The organism is Marinibium conchae, assembly GCF_015595035.1.
Taxonomy (GTDB): Bacteria; Pseudomonadota; Gammaproteobacteria; order Enterobacterales; family Alteromonadaceae; genus Glaciecola.
Genome location: NZ_JADNRN010000003.1, coordinates 501293 through 524721 on the forward strand (window position 1 = coordinate 501293; position 23429 = coordinate 524721).

At 43.1% G+C, this 23429-nt stretch carries 22 protein-coding genes and 1 pseudogene; 9 read left to right on the plus strand and 14 right to left on the minus strand.

Annotated elements, in window-relative coordinates:
- The first annotated feature begins 1 nt into the window (after position 1).
- The 3 genes from ISG33_RS13650 to ISG33_RS13660 all read left to right on the plus strand — a co-directional run bounded on the left by ISG33_RS13650 (position 2) and on the right by ISG33_RS13660 (position 1822).
- Entirely contained in the window at positions 2 to 493 is a 492-nt protein-coding gene (locus ISG33_RS13650) for a GNAT family N-acetyltransferase (RefSeq protein ID WP_195734160.1), read from the plus strand.
- Between the two features lie 168 nt (positions 494 to 661).
- Complete coding sequence (locus ISG33_RS13655; RefSeq protein WP_195734161.1) at positions 662 to 1174, plus strand: DUF6882 domain-containing protein; 513 nt, start codon at positions 662 to 664, stop codon at positions 1172 to 1174.
- A 138-nt stretch (positions 1175 to 1312) separates the two neighbouring features.
- Positions 1313 to 1822, plus strand: a complete 510-nt coding sequence (locus ISG33_RS13660; RefSeq protein WP_195734162.1) for a hypothetical protein — start codon at positions 1313 to 1315, stop codon at positions 1820 to 1822.
- 215 nt (positions 1823 to 2037) lie between these two features.
- Here the strand turns inward: ISG33_RS13660 and vapC are convergent, their stop codons facing one another.
- Together vapC and ISG33_RS13670 are read right to left on the minus strand one after the other, a co-directional pair.
- Positions 2038 to 2439 carry a type II toxin-antitoxin system VapC family toxin gene (gene vapC, locus ISG33_RS13665; RefSeq protein ID WP_195734163.1) on the minus strand — a complete coding sequence of 134 codons (402 nt, stop codon included), beginning with the start codon at positions 2437 to 2439 and terminating at the stop codon, positions 2038 to 2040.
- On the minus strand, positions 2436 to 2630 hold the full coding sequence (locus tag ISG33_RS13670; protein ID WP_195734164.1) for a type II toxin-antitoxin system VapB family antitoxin: 195 nt from the start codon (positions 2628 to 2630) through the stop codon (positions 2436 to 2438). Before ISG33_RS13670 ends, vapC begins: the two co-directional genes overlap by 4 nt.
- Positions 2631 to 3050: 420 nt before the next feature.
- Between ISG33_RS13670 and ISG33_RS13675 the strand changes: the two genes are divergently transcribed.
- Positions 3051 to 3500 carry a DUF695 domain-containing protein gene (locus ISG33_RS13675; RefSeq protein ID WP_195734165.1) on the plus strand — a complete coding sequence of 150 codons (450 nt, stop codon included), beginning with the start codon at positions 3051 to 3053 and terminating at the stop codon, positions 3498 to 3500.
- 87 nt (positions 3501 to 3587) lie between these two features.
- Positions 3588 to 3740, plus strand: a pseudogene (locus tag ISG33_RS13680) (porphobilinogen synthase); the annotation flags it as partial.
- A gap of 77 nt (positions 3741 to 3817) precedes the next feature.
- Here ISG33_RS13680 and ISG33_RS13685 read toward each other — a convergent pair.
- On the minus strand, positions 3818 to 4321 hold the full coding sequence (locus ISG33_RS13685; RefSeq protein WP_195734166.1) for a TFIIB-type zinc ribbon-containing protein: 504 nt from the start codon (positions 4319 to 4321) through the stop codon (positions 3818 to 3820).
- Positions 4322 to 4929: 608 nt separating this feature from the next.
- Here ISG33_RS13685 and ISG33_RS13690 point away from each other — a divergent pair.
- Positions 4930 to 5274 (plus strand): hypothetical protein, encoded by a 345-nt coding sequence (locus ISG33_RS13690; RefSeq protein WP_195734167.1) that lies wholly within the window; start codon positions 4930 to 4932, stop codon positions 5272 to 5274.
- Positions 5275 to 5376: 102 nt separating this feature from the next.
- Positions 5377 to 5718, plus strand: coding sequence for a hypothetical protein (locus ISG33_RS13695; RefSeq protein ID WP_195734168.1), 342 nt, complete (start codon positions 5377 to 5379; stop codon positions 5716 to 5718).
- A 115-nt stretch (positions 5719 to 5833) separates the two neighbouring features.
- Here ISG33_RS13695 and ilvA read toward each other — a convergent pair whose 3' ends face one another.
- Both ilvA and ilvD read right to left on the minus strand, forming a co-directional pair.
- Positions 5834 to 7393: a threonine ammonia-lyase, biosynthetic gene (gene ilvA, locus ISG33_RS13700; RefSeq protein WP_195734169.1), complete on the minus strand. Its 1560-nt coding sequence runs from the start codon at positions 7391 to 7393 to the stop codon at positions 5834 to 5836.
- Positions 7393 to 9240: a dihydroxy-acid dehydratase gene (gene ilvD / locus ISG33_RS13705; RefSeq protein ID WP_195734170.1), complete on the minus strand. Its 1848-nt coding sequence runs from the start codon at positions 9238 to 9240 to the stop codon at positions 7393 to 7395. The genes ilvA and ilvD overlap by 1 nt, the downstream gene beginning before the upstream one ends.
- Before the next feature lie 352 nt (positions 9241 to 9592).
- Here ilvD and ISG33_RS13710 point away from each other — a divergent pair, with 352 nt between their 5' ends.
- Complete coding sequence (locus tag ISG33_RS13710; RefSeq protein WP_195734171.1) at positions 9593 to 11197, plus strand: YifB family Mg chelatase-like AAA ATPase; 1605 nt, start codon at positions 9593 to 9595, stop codon at positions 11195 to 11197.
- A 2-nt stretch (positions 11198 to 11199) separates the two neighbouring features.
- On the opposite strand, the gene ISG33_RS13715 is transcribed toward ISG33_RS13710, so the two are convergent.
- The 3 genes from ISG33_RS13715 to ilvY all read right to left on the minus strand — a co-directional run bounded on the left by ISG33_RS13715 (position 11200) and on the right by ilvY (position 12895).
- On the minus strand, positions 11200 to 11391 hold the full coding sequence (locus tag ISG33_RS13715; RefSeq protein ID WP_195734172.1) for a helix-turn-helix transcriptional regulator: 192 nt from the start codon (positions 11389 to 11391) through the stop codon (positions 11200 to 11202).
- Complete coding sequence (locus ISG33_RS13720; protein WP_195734173.1) at positions 11388 to 11807, minus strand: hypothetical protein; 420 nt, start codon at positions 11805 to 11807, stop codon at positions 11388 to 11390. Before ISG33_RS13720 ends, ISG33_RS13715 begins: the two co-directional genes overlap by 4 nt.
- Positions 11808 to 12025: 218 nt before the next feature.
- Positions 12026 to 12895 (minus strand): HTH-type transcriptional activator IlvY, encoded by an 870-nt coding sequence (gene ilvY, locus ISG33_RS13725; RefSeq protein ID WP_195734174.1) that lies wholly within the window; start codon positions 12893 to 12895, stop codon positions 12026 to 12028.
- Between the two features lie 229 nt (positions 12896 to 13124).
- Here ilvY and ilvC point away from each other — a divergent pair, with 229 nt between their 5' ends.
- Positions 13125 to 14609: a ketol-acid reductoisomerase gene (ilvC, locus tag ISG33_RS13730; RefSeq protein ID WP_195734175.1), complete on the plus strand. Its 1485-nt coding sequence runs from the start codon at positions 13125 to 13127 to the stop codon at positions 14607 to 14609.
- A 164-nt stretch (positions 14610 to 14773) separates the two neighbouring features.
- Here ilvC and ISG33_RS13735 read toward each other — a convergent pair whose 3' ends face one another.
- From ISG33_RS13735 to proB, 6 genes are all read right to left on the minus strand, one after another.
- Entirely contained in the window at positions 14774 to 16009 is a 1236-nt protein-coding gene (locus ISG33_RS13735) for a multidrug effflux MFS transporter (protein WP_195734176.1), read from the minus strand.
- Positions 16010 to 16145: 136 nt separating this feature from the next.
- Positions 16146 to 18179, minus strand: coding sequence for an alpha/beta hydrolase family protein (locus ISG33_RS13740; RefSeq protein ID WP_229333599.1), 2034 nt, complete (start codon positions 18177 to 18179; stop codon positions 16146 to 16148).
- Positions 18180 to 18222: 43 nt separating this feature from the next.
- Positions 18223 to 20232, minus strand: coding sequence for an alpha/beta hydrolase family protein (locus tag ISG33_RS13745; RefSeq protein ID WP_195734177.1), 2010 nt, complete (start codon positions 20230 to 20232; stop codon positions 18223 to 18225).
- Positions 20233 to 20349: 117 nt separating this feature from the next.
- Positions 20350 to 20925 (minus strand): carbonate dehydratase, encoded by a 576-nt coding sequence (can, locus tag ISG33_RS13750; protein ID WP_195734178.1) that lies wholly within the window; start codon positions 20923 to 20925, stop codon positions 20350 to 20352.
- Between the two features lie 20 nt (positions 20926 to 20945).
- Positions 20946 to 22163, minus strand: a complete 1218-nt coding sequence (locus ISG33_RS13755) for an energy transducer TonB (RefSeq protein WP_195734179.1) — start codon at positions 22161 to 22163, stop codon at positions 20946 to 20948.
- Between the two features lie 125 nt (positions 22164 to 22288).
- Positions 22289 to 23386, minus strand: a complete 1098-nt coding sequence (gene proB / locus ISG33_RS13760) for a glutamate 5-kinase (protein WP_195734180.1) — start codon at positions 23384 to 23386, stop codon at positions 22289 to 22291.
- Positions 23387 to 23429: the final 43 nt, after the last annotated feature.

Consider the following 23429-nt stretch of genomic DNA (forward strand, 5'->3'; position numbering starts at 1 on the left):
AGTGATATTAAGAGAGTTTGTTGAGCAAGATAGAGATAGACTGCTTGATATATTAAATGATCCTGAAGTAACTAGGTTTTTATCTAGTAAAATACCTGCTCCATATACGTTTCAGGACGCAAGTTGGTGGATAGATGTAGGTAGTAAGCTTGGTTACATTAATGCGATTGAAATAGATGGCACGCTTGTTGGCTGCATAGGGGTTGATCAAGGCGACTTTGAATACTATCGCTCTGGTGAAATTGGATATTGGTTGGACCGTCAGCATTGGAACAAAGGTATCATGACTAAAGCTGTGCACGAGTTTGTATCAAAGATATTCAATACAACTGAAATGACCCGAATATTTGCATCTGTTTTCTCTGGCAATACTGGCTCAATGAAATTGTTGACGAAATGCGGTTTTGAGCAAGAAGGGATTCACTATGACGCAATTTTTAAAGACCAAGTGTTTTATAACAATCATGTATTTGCGATCCGCAAAATAAAATAGAAGCACTAAGCGCACAATTGGCATAAGCGGACTGTGCGGCGACAGTTGTTGTACCCTATTAGCCTGACAGAGAGGGTTAGCGACAAAACAAAAAGCCCAATATATTTGGACAGTCTCATTCTATACATACCGGATTAGTTGTCGGTAAATCTTACTCAAGGGATAAAGATGCTCTCAAAATTATTTAAAAAGAAACCGCAGGTTGCAGATTTTGATTTAACTGCGGAGCAAGATGAATATCTTGGAAACGCTATTAGTGAATATAATCAAAACATCTCGGAAATGGATGAGAAATATGAGATCACGAAACTTGGGTGGGGGTATGAGCAAGATACAATGATACTTCAGTTGTTGAAGAATGGAAGCCCAGTATACGAGGCGGACGCTCAGATAGCAGGTTCCTTTTATGCCCCACACGGTACTTGGGAGTGGGCTTGGAATAATCCCAATGTGGATAAGGAAGTTTCATCTGCGTCTTTAACAGTAAAAAATTATGGTATTAAAGAAGGGCTAGATTATCTTTCTTCCGGGACGGTCAACGTTTTAGGGAGTGAGGAGCTCGCCGCATACTTAGCAGCAGTTGCATTCAAACTAAGCGATGCAGACTACATATACAGAGGGGCTGCTGGAGACGGCTTGTCGGTTTATTTGCTTGTTTCAAATATTCGAGCAATTGGCTAACAAGACAATTCACAGAGACTATCAGTCTGGTGTAATGCCGATTGAGAATGCAATTTTTTGCTATAGATACCTCTTCGCTATTGTGCTCTACGCGTTATGACCCCTTATTTAAAAAGTTAGTTGCCAAGGAGAGGACCGGTGCCTATATGGGCTTATTTTTATTGTTGCGTGTTTTTGTTAAGTTGCGCTTTTGGACTTTTTGACAAAAATCGATTGAGGCGTTCCTATCAACCTGCAGGCGAAATTTTATACTGCCTTTGTGGTGTTTTGATATTTTTAATAGGTTTTAGCGTTGTGCAGTTTGAATTTTCTACAACGCTAAGCACACTTTGTTTTGTTTACACCTTTACTTGGTCGTATCATGCTCATAGACACTATCTTAACTATGAAAACTTTAAGTCTGATATTCATAAATCTGCAATAGCAGAGCACGAAAAATTACTACGAAAGATATCAGAGATAAACGAGAAAGCGATAGAGGAAGGAGTTGATCCATCCGATTTAGAAAATATTGACCAAACCTATGATTTTGACCAAACGGAAAAAGAGGCTAAGTATTTTTATATTGGTACGATAGTTGTTATCACATTGATATTAATACCGTACTTATATGTTTATTTGAGAGCAATAGGTTTAATTGGCAGCTAATTAAAACATAAACCGGACATTGGCAAAAGCGGCCAACGCCGTTCATGTAAGGTGTTAAATGCCTAGGGACAGTTCAATGCATATGGAGAATTTAGTGCAAAAAGTTTTCACCTTTACCTTGTTACTTTTTACTTGTGTCAGCTTTTCGATTAGAGGGGAAGATCAAACCCTATATAATTGAATCAAGCGAAAGTGATGTTTGTAATCTAGCGCTGTTATGTTTCGGTTAATACTGATTGAAGCTTCAAGTGTTGGGTAAAGGGTATAAAGTCTTTGTCAGCAAAAAGTAGTGGGATACTTTTGTTTATACAAAATGTTGCAATTATAATGTCAGCGGTTTTTCTTATAGTGATGCCACGCTTTCTTAACACACGATAATTTTCAGCTGCATATATCGCTATTTCTGGTGAAAGCATACTAAACTGAGGTAATACTTGTAGGTGTTCTTTAGCTGTTGCATAGTCTTTGTCAGAGCGAAACCCTTGAAGTATCTCCAATAAGATTAAATCACCAATGGCCACACTATCATTACTCAAAGCTGCATCTAACAAATTCGTTTCTTGCGTCTCAATACCTTTGAAGTAATCAATCCAAACACTAGTGTCTACCAATATCATTCACCAGTTCTCATATCATCAAGATCGCCTTCCCAATCTAACCTTCCTCTAAGAGAACGAATCTTAGCTTGCTTTCTGAGTCTGATTAATGCTTTCAGGCCCTCTTCTACAGCTTCTTTTTTGGTTCGTAGACCCGTCTCACTGAGCGCGTCTGCCATTAATTTATCGTCGATGACAATGTTAGTTCTCATGTTGCACCTATGTGTAAAGGGTGGTAATTTTATACACATTATGGCTTAGTTAAAAAAACATAACAATAGATTAAAAACGGATAGAATTTGTAGAATAAATTTTTACTGGTCAATCAGGTGTTATGTAACTATAGAGAGTTGTTGATTTGAAGCTGATTTCATTAGTCTTATTGTTCCTTAGTTTTGATACTTTTGCCTGCGACTGTATTGTTGAAGATATAGAAGATGAATACGCATTATCCTCTATCGTATTCATTGGTACCGTACAAAAAATTGAAATGGTGGAAAACACAATGAATGCATTGCGAAGTTCCTCGAGTTTTTGGTCAATAAAACCGGTACATAACAGCCCCTTGAAGCAGACAAAAATGAAGAGCAATTTTACCGCTAGAGCGGGTGTTAGGAGCTAAAAGAGAATTAATGGATATCGTTTCTGCGGATAAAGATTCATGGAACAATGCTGAGAGTATTATCGATGGAACTCCAAGTCTTATTAGATATAGACCAGATTTAGAATATTTGCTTGGACACAAAGATTACCCTAGAAAACTGACAATCTTTTGGGATTATGAAAAAAAAGAAAACAATGGATTGCCTACTGATGAACAGATGGAAGAAATGCGAAAATTTGAAGATGTCGTGGTGCCCGCATTAGATTTGGATCGTTTGGCAATATTTGTACTCGCGTTTACTAAGGATGGCACGAGAGAATGGCACTTTTATACAGGAGATATTGGAGCTGTGGGAAAAAGGTTCAACGAATCACTGTCATCATTTCCCAAACTACCGATTGAACTGCAAGTCGAAACAGATGAAAACTGGGATAAATTGCGTCAAATATATGAGATTTGTAGTAAAGAGCGCACCTAACAATACAAACGCTTAAAGCGGGTGCTAGGTTTGAAGATCCGATTCGGTGCATGCAATATGGATAGTATATGCTATTTACTACCCTGTATGACAGCTGAATTTAAGGCTGATTGCATTGACTCATGCTACGCGCATGGTAACGTGATGAACGATGAAACTACGGATGTGTTAGTGAAACAAGCCCTGCCCCATGTCGAAGCAGGCGCAGACGTTGTAGCACCCTCTGATATGATGGATGGCATTTTGACTTATTTCGCTGAGGATGCAGCAAAACTGCTGGCCTCAAATACACAGTAAGCCTTTCGCTTGTATTTGTATTACCAGAAGCGGGTTAGGTAGCCCGCGATTTCCATAAGGCCGCCTATCCTCTTTTCTCGTTTGATCCAATAGTCATTGATGTAGGGCATGCTTTCAATGTTAGGAGTGCGATGCTGTTCTAACATTTGAGCTCTCAATAAGCTGCGTTCTTTTTCATTCAGCATTAAGGATTGAAGTTTTGATAGCTCTCCGGTATCTAACCATATCGCGCCGCACCCAGGGCACTCATCAATCTCAACAACATGAAGAGGGCTATGATACCTCCGCAGCATCACTGTATCGGCGCAACTAGGACAAGATATTCTACAAGAAAGGTCCAAAGTATCGTCGTGGAATTGACTCAAATGATTAACCAAGGCTTGGCCTCTCTCACTTGTAGGGCATTCAAATAACGAAAGTGTTGAACTTTCCAAAAATACACCACCGCACTGCTCGCTAACATAAACAGGCACTTTACCCACATTTATTTTTTTTAAGGGTGTTTTGCTTCTTGGACATTCCATCTTTAATCTGCCTTATAGGTACTTCAACGTTTCTTCCAGCCAGATAACCAGCATGATTCAATTTCCTGCTTGCTAGCGTTGTTAACTCGTCACGTGAGTATTTTCATACATGAGTCGCTGAAGGCATCAAACTAGTGAACTAAACATTTACCGAATAGCATACTATGCAGGACATCAGTACTGAAGATTTTTTCGTGATATGTGAAAATAGAACACTCAACAAGGTAGTGTTCTAGCTATATTGATGGTGGGATGCTTAAGCCCCAAAGTCAAAATCGCGCTGAATGACGAAATCGTCAAGCAGCGCTGGTTGCATTGACTCATTCAGTGGTGGCGCTCGCACGTATTGGTATTAATCGGTGAGTCTTGTTTATCCAAATGCGTGATTGTCTTTTGGATAGTTGCGGCCTCTATATTGAAGTATCGGCTTCAAACGAGTATCGTTTTACCTAAATGATTAACGCAAGGAGACATGGATTGTTTTATCAAAACCGTATCAAATCGAAACAATATAACAATCACATTAACCTTGCCACGCTCGCGCAGGAGATAAAATTTTGCGGTTTTCATGCCCCTTGTGCGGAGTGTTATGTCTAGTGAGAGCTCAGGTGAAAGTTTTAATTTCGTGTGCTTGTACAATTGTATTATTGAGTTGCTCTGCTCACGTTAAGGATTTGAGTGTAGACTTCATAAAAATAGAAGCTGAAGCCATTATTTTACTTGAAAATAAAAGTCTTAACTCTAATGACTTACCTAGCACAATTAAAAGCTTAGAACCTATGGGCGTAACCATCAGAGGCAATGGACTTTTCATAAAAATGAATAGTTTCTTTACAAGCGAAAGTGGACTTTTTATCCCAAGTGATAGAACTATAGATTATTCCAGCATCGGTCAAGATCCCGAATACAAAAGGTTATCGGAAAATGTTTATAGTTACAAAATCAGAGGCTAGACATAACAAAACGTTGAAGCCGACAAAAATAATGAGCAGTTTTCGCCGCTTAAGCGGCCGTTATGTCGCCAAGGGTCCAACGTGAACTTTAAAGGTATTCTTTTGACGATAGTCATTTTGATATTGTTTCAAATGGCCGCAGGACATTTCGTTGCGGTGATTGTTCCAGAATGGTTGGGATTACCCTCGTTTGCAATAGTGTTGCTAATCAATTTAGTGGTATTTACTGCGTTTGCACTTCTCCAAAAAGAAAAAGTGGCTCAACACTTACTCGTTGTTTTGCTACTTCTTTGGCTGTTCACTGCATTGGTTAGTTACGTCTTTTGGGGAGTAAACACACTTGAGGAAAGAAACCTTTTACTGTTCTTACCGGATGTTTTTGCTGCTCTGATGGCGCTTGGCATAAGCAAATTAGCGCCAAGGTTTTATCAGCATGCTACATAACAAACCGAACAAGCTCACTATCACAAAGCGCTATATCTAGCGAGAGCCAAAAAGTTAGAGGGAAAGAACAACAAATTGCTATCAACGTTCATGGTGTCAATTGATGAGAACCTTGCTAATCATTACCCGACAAAAACAGTTTATAAGCAAGATTGTCCTGATGCTCGTGTACATCAAAACCAAGCTCGGCAACATGTGAGTCAAATAGCTTACGTTTACCCTCTTCAATATCGAAACCGGCAAGCACTAAACCTTCAGCGGCACCGTGATTACGATAGTGAAAAAGAGTAATATTCCAATCTTCGCCCAAGTTATTCAAAAACTGCATGAGAGCTCCGGGGTATTCAGGAAAAGCAAAAGAGAATATGTGTTCATTGATGTCACTTTGAGGCTTCCCGCCCACCATATGACGAACATGTAACTTGGCGAGTTCATTATCCGACATATCAAAGCACTCATAATCATTTTTATTAAGCTTTTTAAGCAAGGCTTGAAGTTCTACGTTTCCACGCTTTAATTTAACCCCAACAAATATATTTGCCTTGCCGGCTTTAGAATAGCGATAGTTGAACTCGGTAATGGTTACTCCACCGAGCATCGCACAAAACGCTTTAAATGCTCCTTTGTTTTCTGGGATTTTCACCGCAAAAACCGCCTCTTTCTGCTCACCTAGCTCACAACGTTCCGATACATAGCGTAGTGTATGAAAGTTAATGTTAGCGCCACACAAAATACCGCCAAGCACTGCGCCCTGTAAGGAGTGCTCTCGGGTATATTTTCGAATCGCGGCAATCGACAAGGCTCCTGCTGGCTCAGCTATCACTCGAGTGTCATCGAATATATCTTTGATCGCAGCACAAATTTCGTCGTTACTTACCGTTATCACATCGTCGAGATAAGCTTCGCACAAACGAAAGGTCTCACTGCCGATGGTTTTTACTGCAACACCATCAGCAAATATCCCTACACTTGGCAAGGTAACAGGCGCGCCCTTGTCGATAGCTGCTCGTAAACAAGCGGATTCTACTGACTCCACGCCTATTATTTTGATATCGGGCCGAATTTGTTTGATATACACCGCGATGCCCGCGGCTAAACCACCACCGCCGACCGCAACAAAGAGGTACTCTAGGTCGGGATTTTTCTCGAGCATTTCTTTTGCAATGGTGCCTTGCCCTGCAATCACATCGGGATGGTCGAAAGGCGGGATCATGGAATAACCGTGTTGATCGCATAAGGTTTTAGCCATATCACTGGCTTGGTCAAAGCTAGTACCGTATTGCACGACATTTACATTCGCACCACCGAAGCGCTTCACCGCCTCCACCTTAATATCAGGCGTCGTTTCTGGCATCACAATGGTGGCTTTTATTTTCAACTTTTTAGCAGCAAACGCTACGCCTTGTGCGTGATTTCCAGCCGAGGCCGCCACTACACCCGCCTCTTTTTTCTCGTCACTTAATTGGCGTATACAGTTGTATGCGCCCCGTATCTTAAAGGATTTTACCGCTTGCTGATCTTCACGCTTTAAAAACACTTGGTTTTTAATGTCATTTGAAAACTTGCTCAAATAGTCTAAATCAGTATTAACAGCGGCTTCATACACCGGCGCACAGAGTATCTTAGTAAGATACTCATAATTGCTTTGCTTTGTTATTGGCGCTTTCTCGGTCATTAGTAGGTAAGCTTCGATGGATCGCGCACCGCTCCTTTGTCTGCGCTTGTCGCCAGCATTGCAAACACCTTCAATGCGGTGGTAACTTCGCGCTTGCGATCAACAGGTTTCCAGCCTTTTTCCGAGGCATTCATCGCATCACGACGTGCTTGAAGTTCAGCTTCATCAACCATTAAATTCATGCTTCGGCTAGGAATGTCAATAGCGATAGTGTCGCCATTTTGCACTAAGGCGATACCACCGCCTGAAGCGGCTTCCGGTGAGCAGTGCCCTATTGATAAACCAGACGTTCCGCCTGAGAAGCGGCCATCGGTGATTAAAGCGCACTCTTTTCCTAAACCTTTTGATTTAAGGTAAGAAGTTGGATATAGCATCTCCTGCATACCTGGCCCACCTTTTGGCCCTTCATAGCGAATAACCACTACCTCACCCGACTTCACTTCGTCAGACAATATGCCAGCAACGGCATCATCTTGACTTTCGTATACTCGTGCAGGGCCGGTAAATTTGTGTATAGATTCATCAACGCCCGCGGTTTTCACAATACAGCCGTCTTCGGCGAGGTTTCCGAAAAGCACCGCTAAGCCGCCTTCTTGACTGTAAGCGTTATTAATAGTGCGGATGCAACCATTTTCGCGATCAATATCGGCAGTCGGGTATCGACAGTCTTGACTAAAGGCTTTAGTTGTTCTGATACCAGCAGGGCCAGCACGATAGAATGTTAATGCGTCGGTATTCTTCTCGTTGGTAATGTCCCACTCGGCAATCACATCGTGAATTGGTTTACCTAACACATGAGGGTTATCGCCATGCAATAAGCCTGCTTTGTTTAATTCGTTTAAGATACCCATCACGCCGCCAGCCCGATGCACATCCTCCATATGATATTGTGGTGTGGCAGGAGCGACTTGGCATAAATGTGGTACTTTGCGCGACAATCTGTCGATATCGGCCATGGTGAAGTCAACCTCACCTTCAATAGCTGCCGCGAGTAAATGCAAAATAGTGTTGGTTGACCCACCCATTGCAATATCAAGGCTCATTGCATTTTCAAAGGCATTAAAGTTTGCGATATTTCGCGGTAAGGCAGTCGGGTCGTTATCGCCATACCAACGCTTACATAAATTCACGATTTCAACACCAGCTTGCTTAAACAAGCCTTCACGGTCGGCGTGGGTCGCAAGCATCGAACCGTTTCCTGGCAAAGACAAGCCCAGAGCTTCGGTTAAGCAGTTCATCGAATTTGCAGTGAACATACCAGAGCATGAACCGCAGGTAGGGCAAGCGGAGCGCTCTATTTCATCAGAGTCTTCTTGAGATACCTTGTCGTCTGCCGCCGCAACCATCGCATCAACCAAGTCGAGCTTTATGATTTGATCGCTTAGCTTTGTTTTGCCGGCTTCCATAGGCCCGCCAGAAACAAAAATAACAGGAATGTTCAAACGCATTGCTGCCATAAGCATGCCAGGAGTGATTTTGTCGCAATTAGAAATACATACAAGCGCATCAGCACAGTGAGCATTCGCCATATATTCAACTGAGTCGGCGATAATTTCTCGAGATGGTAAGCTATAAAGCATACCGCTGTGGCCCATTGCAATGCCGTCGTCTACAGCGATGGTGTTAAACTCTTTAGCCACACCACCAGCAGCTTCAATGCTACGTGCTACGAGTTGCCCCATATCTTTTAGATGAACATGCCCCGGTACAAATTGGGTAAAGGAGTTTGATACCGCAATAATTGGCTTTCCAAAATCGCTGTCTTTCATTCCTGTTGCGCGCCACAATGCGCGAGCACCCGCCATGTTGCGGCCCTGGGTGGTGGTTGCCGAACGTAATTTAGGCATGTTTTGTTCCTCTCTTCAGTATTCTTCAAAATAGGAGGGCTTTAAAACGCAAAAACCCTCGCAATGGAGGGTTTCGTAGATACGATGCTCCCTCGTTATTGCAGCACGTACTTTTGCTATTAATAAAATAATGCCGAAAGTACTGCCACCACGAAGATGCTTAAAAATTGATTCAAATTGTCGTCACTAGTGCAGATTGCCTTATTTTACATGCCTTGGCAAGGACTAAAGCGTCATCATGTTCTTTTACCCACTCTAAGACTTGTGTAAAAACTAAGCTTCAGGCCAGCTATTTTACAGGCACAAACACAAATAGAATAAAGCTCTTTGAAACTAACTAATGGAATAGTTAATGTCTTTATCTGTTGTTTACACCCGCGCTAACCTTGGCGTCGATGCGCCATTGGTAACTATCGAAGTGCACCTTTCGAATGGTTTACCCGCATTTAATTTGGTTGGCTTACCGGAAACCACAGTGAAGGAATCGCGAGATAGAGTGCGCAGCGCACTAATAAATGCTGATTTTGAATTCCCAGCACAACGGATAACGGTGAACATGGCGCCAGCAGATTTGCCAAAAGGAGGGAGTCGTTTCGATCTAGCGATAGCCATTGGTATCATCGCCGCTAGCGAACAGCTAAAACATGTTGACCTAAGCCGTTTTGAATTTATTGGCGAACTTGCACTTTCTGGCAAGCTTCGCTCTATTCAAGGCGCGCTACCCATGGCGTTTGCGGCTTCCAAATCGAGTAGGCAACTCATTCTTCCCTTCGACAATGGTAATGAAGCTAGCCTGGTAAGCAAAGCTCAAATTATTGCGGCTTCAACGCTCACCGACGTATATCTTCATTTAGTGGGAAAAAAGGCACTCCCGCCGCACAGTATTAACAAGTCTACAACTAAAAGTGCTGATGGTGAGAGCTCAGATGCAGTTCAGATGAGCCAGTTAGGTATGCGTAGCGCAGAGGGTGACATGTCGGATATTGTTGACCAACAACATGCAAAACGTGCCTTAGAAATAGCAGCTGCCGGAGGCCATAATGTCCTCTTTTTTGGCCCCGCTGGCACCGGTAAAAGTATGCTTGCCAATAGGCTACTTAGCATAATGCCTGAATTAGACGAAGAGTCCGCACTTGCGTCGGCGGCTATTCGTTCAATATCGGGAGAAGCTATTTGCCCCTATACTTGGAGGCGTAGAGCTTTTCGGCAGCCTCATCACACTAGCTCAGCGACCGCATTGGTGGGCGGTGGTAGCTACCCGAAACCAGGAGAAATATCCTTAGCACATAATGGTGTATTGTTCTTAGACGAACTGCCTGAGTTTGGCCGGCATATCTTAGATGTGCTGCGCGAACCTATGGAAACTGGGGAAATAAACATTTCTCGGGCAGCGCAAAAAGTAGTATATCCGGCAGAGTTTCAGCTTGTTGCCGCGATGAACCCGAGTCCTACAGGCGACATAGACGATAACCGAGCAACACCCGATCAGGTAATTCGTTATCTAAATAGAATTTCAGGGCCTTTTCTCGATCGAATTGATTTACAAGTGAACGTACCAAAGGTTGATTTAAGCAAAACTCTACGTAGCGCGCCGTCAACATCGACAGTTGAGGAACATGTGCCAGCGTCTAACAATCAAGAAGAAAACACTAGCGCATTTATCAAAGCCAAAGTGGTCAAAGCGCAAGCTGCACAAATTAAGCGTCAAGGTCGTCTTAACAAGCATTTAAATGGGCATGAAATTGAGCGCTATTGCCCCATGAGTGAATTCGAGAGTATCTTTCTTGCGAAAGCAATGGAAAGCATGAATTTATCGATGCGAGCTTACCACCGCACAATGAGAGTCGCTCGCACTATTGCAGATTTAGACGGCGCTGAACGAGTGAATAAGCAACATTTGGCCGAAGCTCTGAGTTTTCGCAGCTTCGACCGAATGCTCAATGAGTTAGTTGAATAAACTTACTCATCGTCAAAGATATCCTCAATGCGGAGGCTGAATAACCTTGCCGCTTTGAATGCCAACGACAAACTGGGATCATACTTTCCTTTCTCAATGGCAATGATAGTTTGTCTCGATACGTTTAGTGCTTTAGCGAGGTCAGCCTGGGTCCAATCACGTTCAGCTCGCAATACCTTAAAACGATTCTTCATGAGTAGGTCCTTGACCTTACAAGTATGGTAATGAAGTATGTAATACCCATTACGAATAGTATGCTGGATGGATTGGGTGTAAAACTCACCAGCTTAATCGCCTCAATTAAACCGAATAATGCGCCAAACACCATACTAACGCCTAAGGATGTTGCCATTGCTTCAAGTTGGATGCGTTGTTGTAGTTCGTCAAGCCCTTGCAAATGTTGCTTGTTAGCCATGATCATTTTGTAACCCATCACTACATTAGTAACTACTGTGCAAATCGTAATGACTTTGTGATAGTCCCATAGCAGCGTTGGGCCGAAAGATACTAGCGCTAAGCTCAATAGCCAAAGGCCAGTCCAAAACGCGAGATGCTTTGTATTGCGCGCGGTGCGTGAACTGAAGTTTTCATCGTGGTCGTTTGTTTTCATTGTATTCTTCACTTTTCTTTGCGGTAGGAATTCCCACCGTGTAGACAGAAGGTTGCTCAGCTCCTTACTTTCATAGTGATACCTCACATAACATAGTATCCAATCGAAAAGTACCAGAGCGGCAACCACCAAAGTAAAGCGTCCTTTACTTAATGACAAGATAGCTTTTCAAATTCATCATGTCAAGTATGCTTTACTTTTTGTTAAAATACTTCGACTCAACTAGCTGTGCGAAACAGCGTTAGCACTGCTCGCATCAACGCTTCGTTAGCTCTATCACGCAAATAACATAGTCCGAGGGAGTATGGCTCAATGTTCGCTACTTCGATACTGTTTACTTTGGTCTTTGCAACTGAGCTATCAAGGACTATTTTCGGAACAAAGCCAACACCTAAACCGAGCGCAACCATGCTTACGATAGCTTCGTTACCCGCTACGTTTGCATAAACTTTTGGTTTCACACCTTGCTCTGCAAACCAATGATGAATAATCCGTTTTGATGGCCCGGAACCAGGCATAACCACCTTATGCTCAGGCCACGTAATATCCTCCAGCGTAGTGATATGAGTAGATTTAGGTACAATGAGCACAAGCGGCACAGTATCAATTTTTTGAAAACCCACATGAGCTGGAAAGTCAGGAGTATGAATTGCGATGGCAATATCGACTTGCTGTTGCTGCACTTTATCTAGTGCTAATGCGTGATCACCAGTGTCGAGTTTTAATTCGATTTGCGGGTAACTCGCATTTAGTTTATCGAGTAATTTTGGCAAATGACTATGACTTGCTGTTACTGAACAATAGAAAGATAGCAAACCACTAAGCTGTGTTTGTTGGTGGCCTATCTGACTTCTTACTTGATGCCAAGATTCAAGTGTAGTTTCTGCGAACTCTGAAAATACTTCACCTGCAACGGTTAATTTAACGCTTCGATTGTTACGAACGAACAATACGGTTCCGCATTCCTCCTCCAAACGCGTTATGGCCCGAGAGAGTGTAGGCGGTGATACGAACATTGCTTCTGCCGTTTTACCGAAATGCAGGCTTTTAGCTAAGTGTCTGAATAGTTGTAAGGAACGGAGATCCACTTTTACCTCGCTTTTGAGCTTAGTTGAGACTTGCCAAATACAACAAGAATAATATTTATTTCATAATATGAAACATTACATTTCAAATATATCACTTTATAAAATAAGCTGCATTACATAAGATGCATCCATGTCGTCACGGACACACAAACAATTAGCGCTGCACCGTTATCAATTTTCAGTAGCGCAGATGCTTAAAAGCAGATTCAAAACAAATTTGGAAACTTAAATGACTAACTACTTCAACACATTGCCATTGCGTAAACAACTCGACCAGTTAGGTCGGTGTCGTTTCATGCAAAGAGAAGAATTCGCAACAGGTTGCGACGCACTTAAAGGGCAACGTATTGTCATAGTAGGGTGTGGCGCTCAAGGCCTCAACCAAGGCTTGAACATGCGCGATTCTGGCTTGGATGTGAGTTACGCACTTCGTCAAGCTGCTATTGATGAAAAACGAGAATCATATCAACGTGCTTCGTCAAATGGCTTCACAGTAGGCACTTATCAAGATCTTATTCCTGAAGCAGATTTAGTATACAACCTCACTCCCGACAAGCAGCACTCAAGCGTGGTAGAAGCGGTTATGCCTTTGATGAAAGAAGGCGCAACACTTGGCTACTCTCACGGTTTCAATATTGTCGAGGAAGGTCAGCAAATACGTTCTGACATCACTGTAGTAATGTGCGCACCGAAGTGTCCTGGTACTGAGGTACGAGAAGAATATAAGCGTGGCTTTGGTGTACCTACACTCATTGCCGTGCATCCAGAAAACGATCCTCAAGCAAAAGGCTGGGACATTGCTAAAGCACTTGCAAGCGCCACTGGCGGTGACCGCGCAGGAGTATTGGAAAGCTCATTTGTAGCTGAAGTAAAATCTGACCTAATGGGCGAGCAAACGATTCTATGCGGTATGCAACAAGCTGGTGCTATTTTAGCCTTTGATAAAATGGTCGCCGATGGTGTTGATGCAGCCTATGCTGGCGCACTTGTTCAATATGGTTTAGAAGCCATTACCGAAGCCTTAAAAATAGGCGGCGTAACCAATATGATGGATAGGCTCAGCAACCCTGCCAAGATTGTTGCTCATGATCTATCTGAAGAAATGAAAGTTGTTCTTCGACCCTTATTTGAGAAACATCAAGACGACATTATCGGTGGTGAGTTTAGTAAAACCATGATGGAAGATTGGGCGAACGACGACGTAAACCTGCTTACATGGCGCGAAGAAACCGGAAAGAGTGCATTTGAGAATGCCCCAGAATTTAGCGGCAAAATCTCTGACCAAGAGTTTTTCGATAAAGGCATCTTACTTGTCGCGATGATCAAAGCCGGTGTTGAGTTAGCCTTTGACGTTATGGTTGAGGCAGGGATACTACCTGAATCTGCATATTACGAGTCGCTGCATGAAACACCTCTTATCTCAAACACAATCGCAAGAAAGCGTTTGTATGAAATGAACGTTGTAATATCTGATACAGCTGAATACGGTAACTACTTATTCGCTAATGCAGCTGTGCCACTGTTACAACAGAGCATTATGCCTAAGATCACAGCCGAGCATATTGGTGGTGGCTTAGCAAATCAGTCCATGGGCGTGGACAATATGAAACTAGTTGAAGTGAACAAAGCAATTCGTTCTCATGGCGTGGAAAGTATCGGCGATGTACTTCGCGGCTACATGACCGACATGAAGGCCATTGTAGAGGCAGTTTAAACAAACTAGCGATGCTTGCGGCAATATCTTAATCCCGTATTGCTGAAACCATCGCCCTCTTGTTTATACTTTAACACTGATATTAGTTTCGACACTTTTCTGTCGTTAGGTGCTTTAATTAGCTCCTTTTGCCCGGCCATTTTGGTCGGGCTTTTTATTTTCTACTACTTTGGCAAGCTCTTCTTAGCAAACTGCACTGCAAAAAATGACAACACTGAAAATACCAGAAATCCGAGTGCAATTGGTACTAGATCGCTGGTTAAGTATTGATTAATGAACATCGCAATCGGCACTGCAATTAAACTCGTAAAACAACCGATGAATGCGGCACCTAAACCAGCAATATGACCGACAGGTAACATCGCCATTGCATTCAAATTTCCAAAGAGCATACCGATAAAAAAGAAGCCAAAAAACATCATACTGATGAACAACCAGAGCGGTGGAACACCCTCAAAATATAAGGTAACAGCAGTAAGGCCAATACCAAAAACCATCGAGAAAAAGACCGCTTTATCGCATATAGCTTGCATGCCCCAGCGCATTACCATCATGCCGTTAAACAAGCTAGCAAGGCCTATCGAAAATGCTAAGGTGGCGAAAACCAGCGGAAACCACTTACCTGTGTCGTAAATTTCTTGAAATATGGTTTGCGAAGCACTCAAATACGCCAAAAATGAGCCAAAAATAAAGCCCATAGCGAGTGAATAACCCATCACTTGTGGTTGTTTAATTAGCCATAAGCACGAGCGAAAGAAGTGGTGAAAGGCAAAGCGCTGGCGTCTTGCCCTTGGCAGCGTTTCACCATGTCGAATGAAGAACCACAGACCTGAAATAACCGCCACAATCCAAAACACGGTAAAAATTTCACGCCAGTGAAAGTGTTCCATCACAGCCTGCCCGACAAGCGGCGCAACCATTGGTACCAAAATAAATATCACGGTAATAAAAGACATAACACGCGCCATTGCATCACCCGCATATTGGTCGCGAATAACAGCCATTGACGCTATTCTAGGCCCCGATACCCCAAAAGCTTGTACCACTCTGCCTACCAGTAAGACCTCAATAGACTTCGCAAAGTAGCAAATAATAGTGCCTACAATAAAGATTATAAGACCCACAAGAATAGTGAGTCGACGCCCTCTTGCGTCTGCAAAGGGCCCAAAAAATAACTGCCCAGCCGCCATACCCGCAAAAAACAGGGAGATAACAAGATAGGTTTGTTGACTACTTTGACTATTCAGTTCTTCACCGATGATATTTAATGCGGGCAACATCGCATCGATGCTTAACGCGACTAAAGAGGTGAGAAGCGCCATCAAAGCGATAAATTCAAATAGCGGAAGTTGGGGTTTAGCCTGTGTTTGAGGTGCAGAGCTCTCTGCAGAAGTTGTCATAGTTTGTAGTATCCGAGCCTTGCGTTTTGGGCGCGAGATTGTTCCATAATTCAAGACTAAAGTCATGAACTTAATATTCGTTACGAGGCTCGTGCCCTCGAAAGGGCTGTCGAATTGTAAGGCTGGCGGCGACTTACTATTTTAGGTGGTCTGCCAAAAACGTATCCATTTCCTCAAAAAAGCGTTTTCTGTTTTCGCCCAAGGTGAGGTGATGGTCGCCATTTTCGAATTCGATATAAGTGACAGCTTTATTATGGTCTTCCAGTTCATCAGCATACAATCGAGATTGCTCAACGTGTACTACGCGATCTTCTTTGCCATGCACTAACAACGTCGGCACTTTTACCTTTTCCACATTGTAGTAAGGTGAGCGAGCGCGCATATCGTCTTTATCATCACCAATTTGATTTTCTACTACCAAATCACCACCTAAAAATTGCTTTTGTCGGTAGGCCAGCTTTGGCAAATGGCTTACACCAGCGAAGCTGACGGCACACTTAAATAAATCGGGGGTTTTTACTGTGGCCATAGTAGCAGCATAGCCACCGTAGCTGGCGCCAACGATACATATTTTACTTGGATCGGCAGTACCTTGTGCGATCAGCCATTTTGTGGCGTCGGTAAGATCATCCTGCATCTCCAAACCCCACCGGCGCATTTGTGCTTCTGAGAACTCTCGCCCATAACCCGAAGATCCGCGGAAGTTAGGTCGAAATACAGCATAGCCACGATGACTCATAAACGCCGTCCAGAAATCGAAACCTGAATAGTCGCGAGCACCGGGGCCGCCATGAGGATGAATGACTGTTGGAAACGGTGCCTCGCCAGAGGTAGGTAGGGTTAAATAACCTTCTATCTCCAAGCCATCTCTGGTCTGGTATGACACCTTTTTATTATTGGCAATAGTGATTTCATTTAGCTGCGGATAGGTTTCAAATATCCCTTGTAGCGATTGGTTTTTTCGGTCGCCGAGTAAGAAAATACCAGGCACATTATCGCTCTCGGCGTAGAGAATATAGCGATTTTCGTCTTCACTAAAACTTTGAAAGAAGTTTGAGGTTTCTGGAAGGGCTGCATCCAACCCTTTATGAAAGCTCTCTCTACCATTCTTGAAGTAATGAATACCCCACTGAGCGTGAGCATGACCGACGCCAATCACCTCGCGTGTTTTTGAAGAATATATTAGTCTTCCATCGACATCATAATTGTCATCGGCAAACACCAAAGTTTGCTCTAAGCTAGTCAGATCCATGCTATATAAAGCTAACTTGTCGCCCTTATATTTTCGGAGGTATAAAACGTTAGGGTCAAGATCGAAGCCTAATATTGTAGGGCCGTCATCCTTCAGTGAATTATATTTAAACAATGTTCTGAATTTGGCATCGTTGTCCTTTCTCTCATATATGCTTACATCGCCGTCATCATAATCATAAGCCACACCAATACGCAGGCGGCTTTGTTGGTCGGTAATCCAGCTACGAATTTGGCGCTTGCCCTTTTCAATACGAGACTTTTTGCCATTTTTTAGCGCAATTTTGTATACCGAAGGCATATTTGGAACATCAAAGTCTACCGCAACCATAATATGGCCGGGATCATCCGGTAAATAGTCAATAACGTTGTCTTGAAATTGCGACATGTGATTACCGCCCGCACTTGAACCAAAACTAGCTCTTCTTGGCTTAATCAGTACTTTGGGCTTTACCCCTTGGTCGTCGTAACGCATAGCCATTAGGCGAGTTTGATAATATCGTGTTCCGCGTTCTCTAGAACCGAACTTGGCGCTTATCACTAAGGTTTCGTCATTGGCCCAGCGAAACCAATTTAGCTTTACCTCATCGTTATCCGACTTTACCAATAAGAAGCGCTTACCTGTATCGAGATCAAAAGTGCTTAATAAGGCTAGGTGTTCTGGCTCGCTGATGTTGCGAACAAAAGCAACTTTTCTGCCTGATGGCGATAGGGACACGCTTTCATATTCGGGTAAGGAAGCAAAGGCTGATGCAGGCAATTGTATTTTAGAGGTAGTACCAGCACTTTGCTGCTCTGTGCTATGTGACGCACTCTCGCCATCAGATTGTTGTGAATAAGCTGCGACACTATAAAAGAACAGAGTGAAAAGGAGTGCTCTCGCCGGCACCACCATAGCTTTAATATTAAGTTGCTTCATTTATCCCTCTCACCCGTATTTATCTTCTCTATTAAAGCGTTATTTATTTCAAGTGCTTTGCTAAAAACGCGTCCATTGCTTCAAAGAAAGCAATTCTATTTTTTGCATTAAGCAAGTAATGGTCGCCATCTTCAAGTTCCAAATAGGTCACCGACTTATCAATAGACTTTAAACCACGGACGTAATTTCTAGACTGCTCAATATTTACTACATCGTCGTATTCTCCGTGCACGATCAAGGTATCAGCGATAATCTTTTCAGCATTGTGCAAAGGCGAGCGCGCTTTCAAATCGGATGTTGAACTGCCTATTTGTTCCTTCCCGATTAAGTCACCACCTGCAAAATCGTTTCGCATGCGGCGGGTCAACTTGACAAGATCGGTAACGCCGGCAAAGCTAACTACACATTTAAATAGTTCAGGTGTTTTGGTGCTTGCCATTGTTGCTGCGTAGCCACCATAACTGGCGCCAACAATGCACATCTTGTCTTTATTTGCGTAACCTTGCTTTATCATCCATTGGGTCGCATCAGTGATATCATCTTGCATTTGCAAGCCCCACGCGCCCATTTGTGCTTCAGAGAAATCAACACCAAAACCACTAGAACCCCTGAAATTTGGACGTATGACGGCGTAGCCTCGGCTAGCAAAGAAGGAAGTCCAATAATCGAAACCGTCGGTGACTCTACCTGAAGGACCGCCATGCGGATGCACAATCAATGGATAAGGCGCTTTGCCAGTTTTTGGGAGGGTAATGTAGGCTTCAATATCCAAGCCATCTCGCGATTTGTATTCGATTCTTTTACTGCCTGGCAGTGAGTTCGGCGTAATCTTTGAATAAGCGCCAAAGAGATAATTCAAACTACCTTTGTCGCGATCGCCTATATAATATTGCCCTGGGGTTGAGTCCGATTCAGCGTACATCAAATATTTTCGCTCATCGACACTTAGATCATACAAACTGCTGTTCAAGCTTGGTAAAGCCGACGCCAAGGCATCGTGCAATGCGTAGTGCTTTTTGTCGAAATAGTGCACACCATGTTTTGCCGCTCGGTGAAATACCCCAATCACGTCATTCGACAAAACAGAGTAAGCGAGGGCACCATCCACATCGTAGGTGTCATCACTGAATACCAAGGTTTCTTCCATCGTGCTTAAGTTAACTTTATATAGCGCAAGGTGGTAACCTTTGTACTTGCGTATGTATAAGATATTAGGATCAAGTCCGAAGCCACTGACATAAACAGCGTTTGATGCATCTTCAAAAGCATTGAATGTATAAATCTTTCGCCAACTGTCTTCGTCATTTTTACGCACATAAACATCAGATGTACCGGTTTCATAATCGAAAGCTTCGCCCACTCGCAACACACCTTGTCGATCAGTTGTCCAATCACGAATATCATGTTTAGCCATCTCGATGCGCTTTGTTTTCCCTGTACTGATATTTACCTTAAATACCGACGGCATATTTTGTACGTCTCTGTCGAGCGCGACTAATACATGCTCGGGGTCACTGCGCAACATGTCAATGATTCTATCAGCAAACTGACTTTCTCTATTTTGAAGAGGGTCGGAGTTTGTTCTGCGTTTGGGTTGTAATAACCAATTTGGGTCTTGGTTAGCTTGATCGAACTTTAGTGACATCATGCGAGTGCTGGTATAGCGAGATGAACCACTTCGAGTTAAGAAGCGCACACTTACTAACAATGTATCTTCATTCGCCCATCTGAACCAACGAAAGCGCACGGTTTCATTATTTGATGCAAACAAAACAGTTTGTTTACCTGTTTTAAAATCGAAGGTAGCAAGGAGAGCGCGATGTTCAGGAGTCGTCACGTTTTTTATGAAAGCGACTTTAGTCCCGGACGGCGATAGCGATGGCTGTTGGTACTCTGGCAAGGCGCCAAAAACCGACGCAGGTATCAAAGGCTGCTCAACTTGAGCCAGTTCTGATGCCAGTGTTTGCGCATAAGCTTGATTACCAGAAACGGAAGAAAAAACGAAAGATACGAAGATAGCGCTAATGAAACACTGATATGACTTTGACAGCATGAGGCATCCTTGATTTGCTATGAAAATAACACTCAAAATCCAATTGAGCGGACCGAATAATACTAAATTTTATGATGTTTTGGAATAGCGCCACCAGCGTGCTACTTAAAACCTAGACTAAAGAACTTTGATTTTTCCATTACGCAGACTATATATCCAACTGTGGAGTTTCACATCTTGATGTCGCTTCATGGCATCTTTATAAACCGAGGTTCTTCTCACGTTTTCGGCTTGCTGCAGCACATTTAACTCACACAGTTTCGCCGCTCGGTCGGCTTTTGATAAACCGTCGAGCAATGCTTTGTTTTCGTCTGCTGTATCTTTTATATGAGCCAGCCAATTATCAATCAGGCCCAAACTCTCGGTGCCCATGGCAGCTTCGACGCCGCCGCAGCCGTAGTGCCCACATATAATAACGTGCTTCACTTTTAATACGTCAATAGCGTACTGCAATACAGAAAGGCAATTAAAGTCGGTATGAATGACCATATTAGCTACATTTCTATGAACAAAGATGTCACCTGGCAGCAAGTCAACGATTTGGTTAGCTGGCACACGAGAATCTGAACAACCTATCCACAAGTACATGGGCGCTTGTTGCTTAGACAATTTATTGAAAAAGTCGGGATCAGCATCGTTTGTTCGCTCTGCCCATCGAATATTGTTGTCTAATAGCTTTTTAATTTCGGGCATGCTTTCTCACTAGGTTGGTATTAATTAGGAATGTTAATTTGAATTTGTTGTTGCCTAGCAACAACAGGCGCTCCATTTTCGTATTTAGGAGCAAAACGCCAAGTTGAGAATGCGTTAATCACTAGCTCATTTAAGGCTGGCTTGGTGGAACTGATCACTGAAATATTTTCTGTGTAACCTAAACTTGATATGTCAAAACTCAAACAAATTAGGCCATCGCAGGTGCTTGATTTATTGTAAGTTCCGCCGAGTACTTTTGCATAATTCGGCAAATTTGCATGCAGGGCTTGTTGATTAGTGGAGTTATCCCAAACTCGCAGCTTCCCAACAGCTTGACAGTGGCGAGTGGCCAAATTCGATTTTCCTTGTCGCTCATACAAACTGACTAAGCGAGCATGCGATGCAAGGGCATAAGGATGTGAGAACGCTAATATTTCATCTAAAGCATCTAGCACAGCGACAAACTCGATAAGCGCTTTTCTAATGGCTTTCATATCAAAATAAATTTTGCCAAGGAAGAATCGCGCTTCTATTGCTGCCTCCGAGAGCTTTCCGTAAGTTCTGATGGTGTCGCGGGCATAGTCTAAGGCGAGGTCGCGAATTCTAGTCAGTGGCATCAAGCCAGGATGAGAATGTGCCGCCTTTAGAGCTTGCTCGCGATAGAGCAATGCACTTTCTGGAGTACTAATAACTAAAGCATCAGTAACACTGAGTAGTTTGTTTAGTAGTGATGGGAGACTGCTGAAAACGGGCGGAGTATTGCTGTTTTGTTTATTGGCATTTAATTTGAATGCTTTGATGAGATGAATGATGTCGAGTAAGGTAAAAAAATAATCTTGTGATTCATCGCCCATCACTTCTTCATGATAGGAAAGCACGCTTAAGTAATGCGCTGAGGCTGCTCTAAAGTCACCGCTCTGCAAATAGGCATGCGCTAAATTATTTTCCAACATAAAACTATGTCGATGCGCTCGACCAAACTTCTTTTTACCATGTAAAAAGGTAATTTTTGCTTGCTCTACAATATCGAGTGGGGAAGCGTTGGGATCTTGCAAAGCGTTTGCATAGAGCATGAAAGCTTTATTAAATGGGCACTTGTCAGTGACCAACACGTTGCCATGTTGGGTGTCTCGTCCTGAGCCAACAAAAACAGTCGCAAGCGCTAAAGCTAACACTTTTTGGTGCTCGCTGTAGCTGGTCATTAACCGTTGCTCTTCCATGGTTTCAAATTCAAGCATATTTTACTTTTTTCGGGTTTAAACCCGTTATTATTATACTATTCACAAGTAAGAATGCACCACAACCCGCGTAGACTCAAACTTTTTCGACCGTCAGTCGCAATAATCTGCAGTTTGCCAGTAGGCTATATCAAAACCAGATCATCTCGATGCACCACCGTGTCGCCATACGAGAAGCCTAGTTTGTTCTCGATATCACCACTGCGTAGCCCTTGAATACTTTCCAACTCGCGCTTGGAATATAAACATATACCTTTTGCTATTACTTGCTTGTTCCAGCAAATATCAGTGGCATCGTTGTTAGTGAAATTACCACTTACGGCTTTAATGCCGACGGCTAACAAGGAGGCGCCAGAATGTTGAAGCGCGTGATAGGCACCCTCGTCAATATGTATCTGGCCTTTCGATTTTAAAGAATGTGCTAACCAATGCGCTTTTGCCGAGGCTGAACTGCTTCCAGCAGAAAACAAACTGCCTTTACATTTACCGTCAATTAAGGCGTCGAACACTTCTGACTTTTCGCCGTTTACCAACAAGGTTTGAATGCCGCTTTGAATACACTTTTCAGCGGCTTCTAATTTTGTGATCATGCCGCCAGTACCTGCCCTACTTCCAGCGCCTCCGGCCAAGGCTTTTATACTAGGCGTAATTGCACTGATGTTTTCTATAAGCTTAGCGTTCGGATTACGACGAGGGTCGGCATCATACAAGCCATCAACGTCGGTACATATAATTAAAGTATCAGCCTCTGCCACTATGGCAGCATAAGCACCAAGGTTGTCGTTATCTCCTACCTTTATTTCATCAACTGCTACGCTGTCATTTTCGTTCAAAATAGGCAGTGCCCCGTTATTAAGCAGCTCCCGTAAAGTATTTTTTACATTCACGTAGCGGTGTCGATCTTGTAAGTCTTCGTGAGTGAGTAAGATTTGCGCACAAGGAAACTCAAAAAAACGTGACCAATTCGCCATCATTTTAGTTTGCCCTATTGCCGCCATTGCTTGCTTTTCGGAGACACTGGGTTTTTGCCCACAACTAATACTGTTGCGGCCTGCGGCCACACTGCCTGAGGACACAAGAATAATCTCTTTGCCAAGTGAGTGACTAAGGGCAATAAAACGCGCAATAGCGAGAAGATGTTTTGAACTGCAGTCTCCATCATTAGGAGCGACAAGCGCACTACCAACCTTGATTACAGCACGCTGCCAAGAAAAAGGGGTCATAAATGGGTATTTGTTACAAAATATGTATGTGCCTTTAGAATAC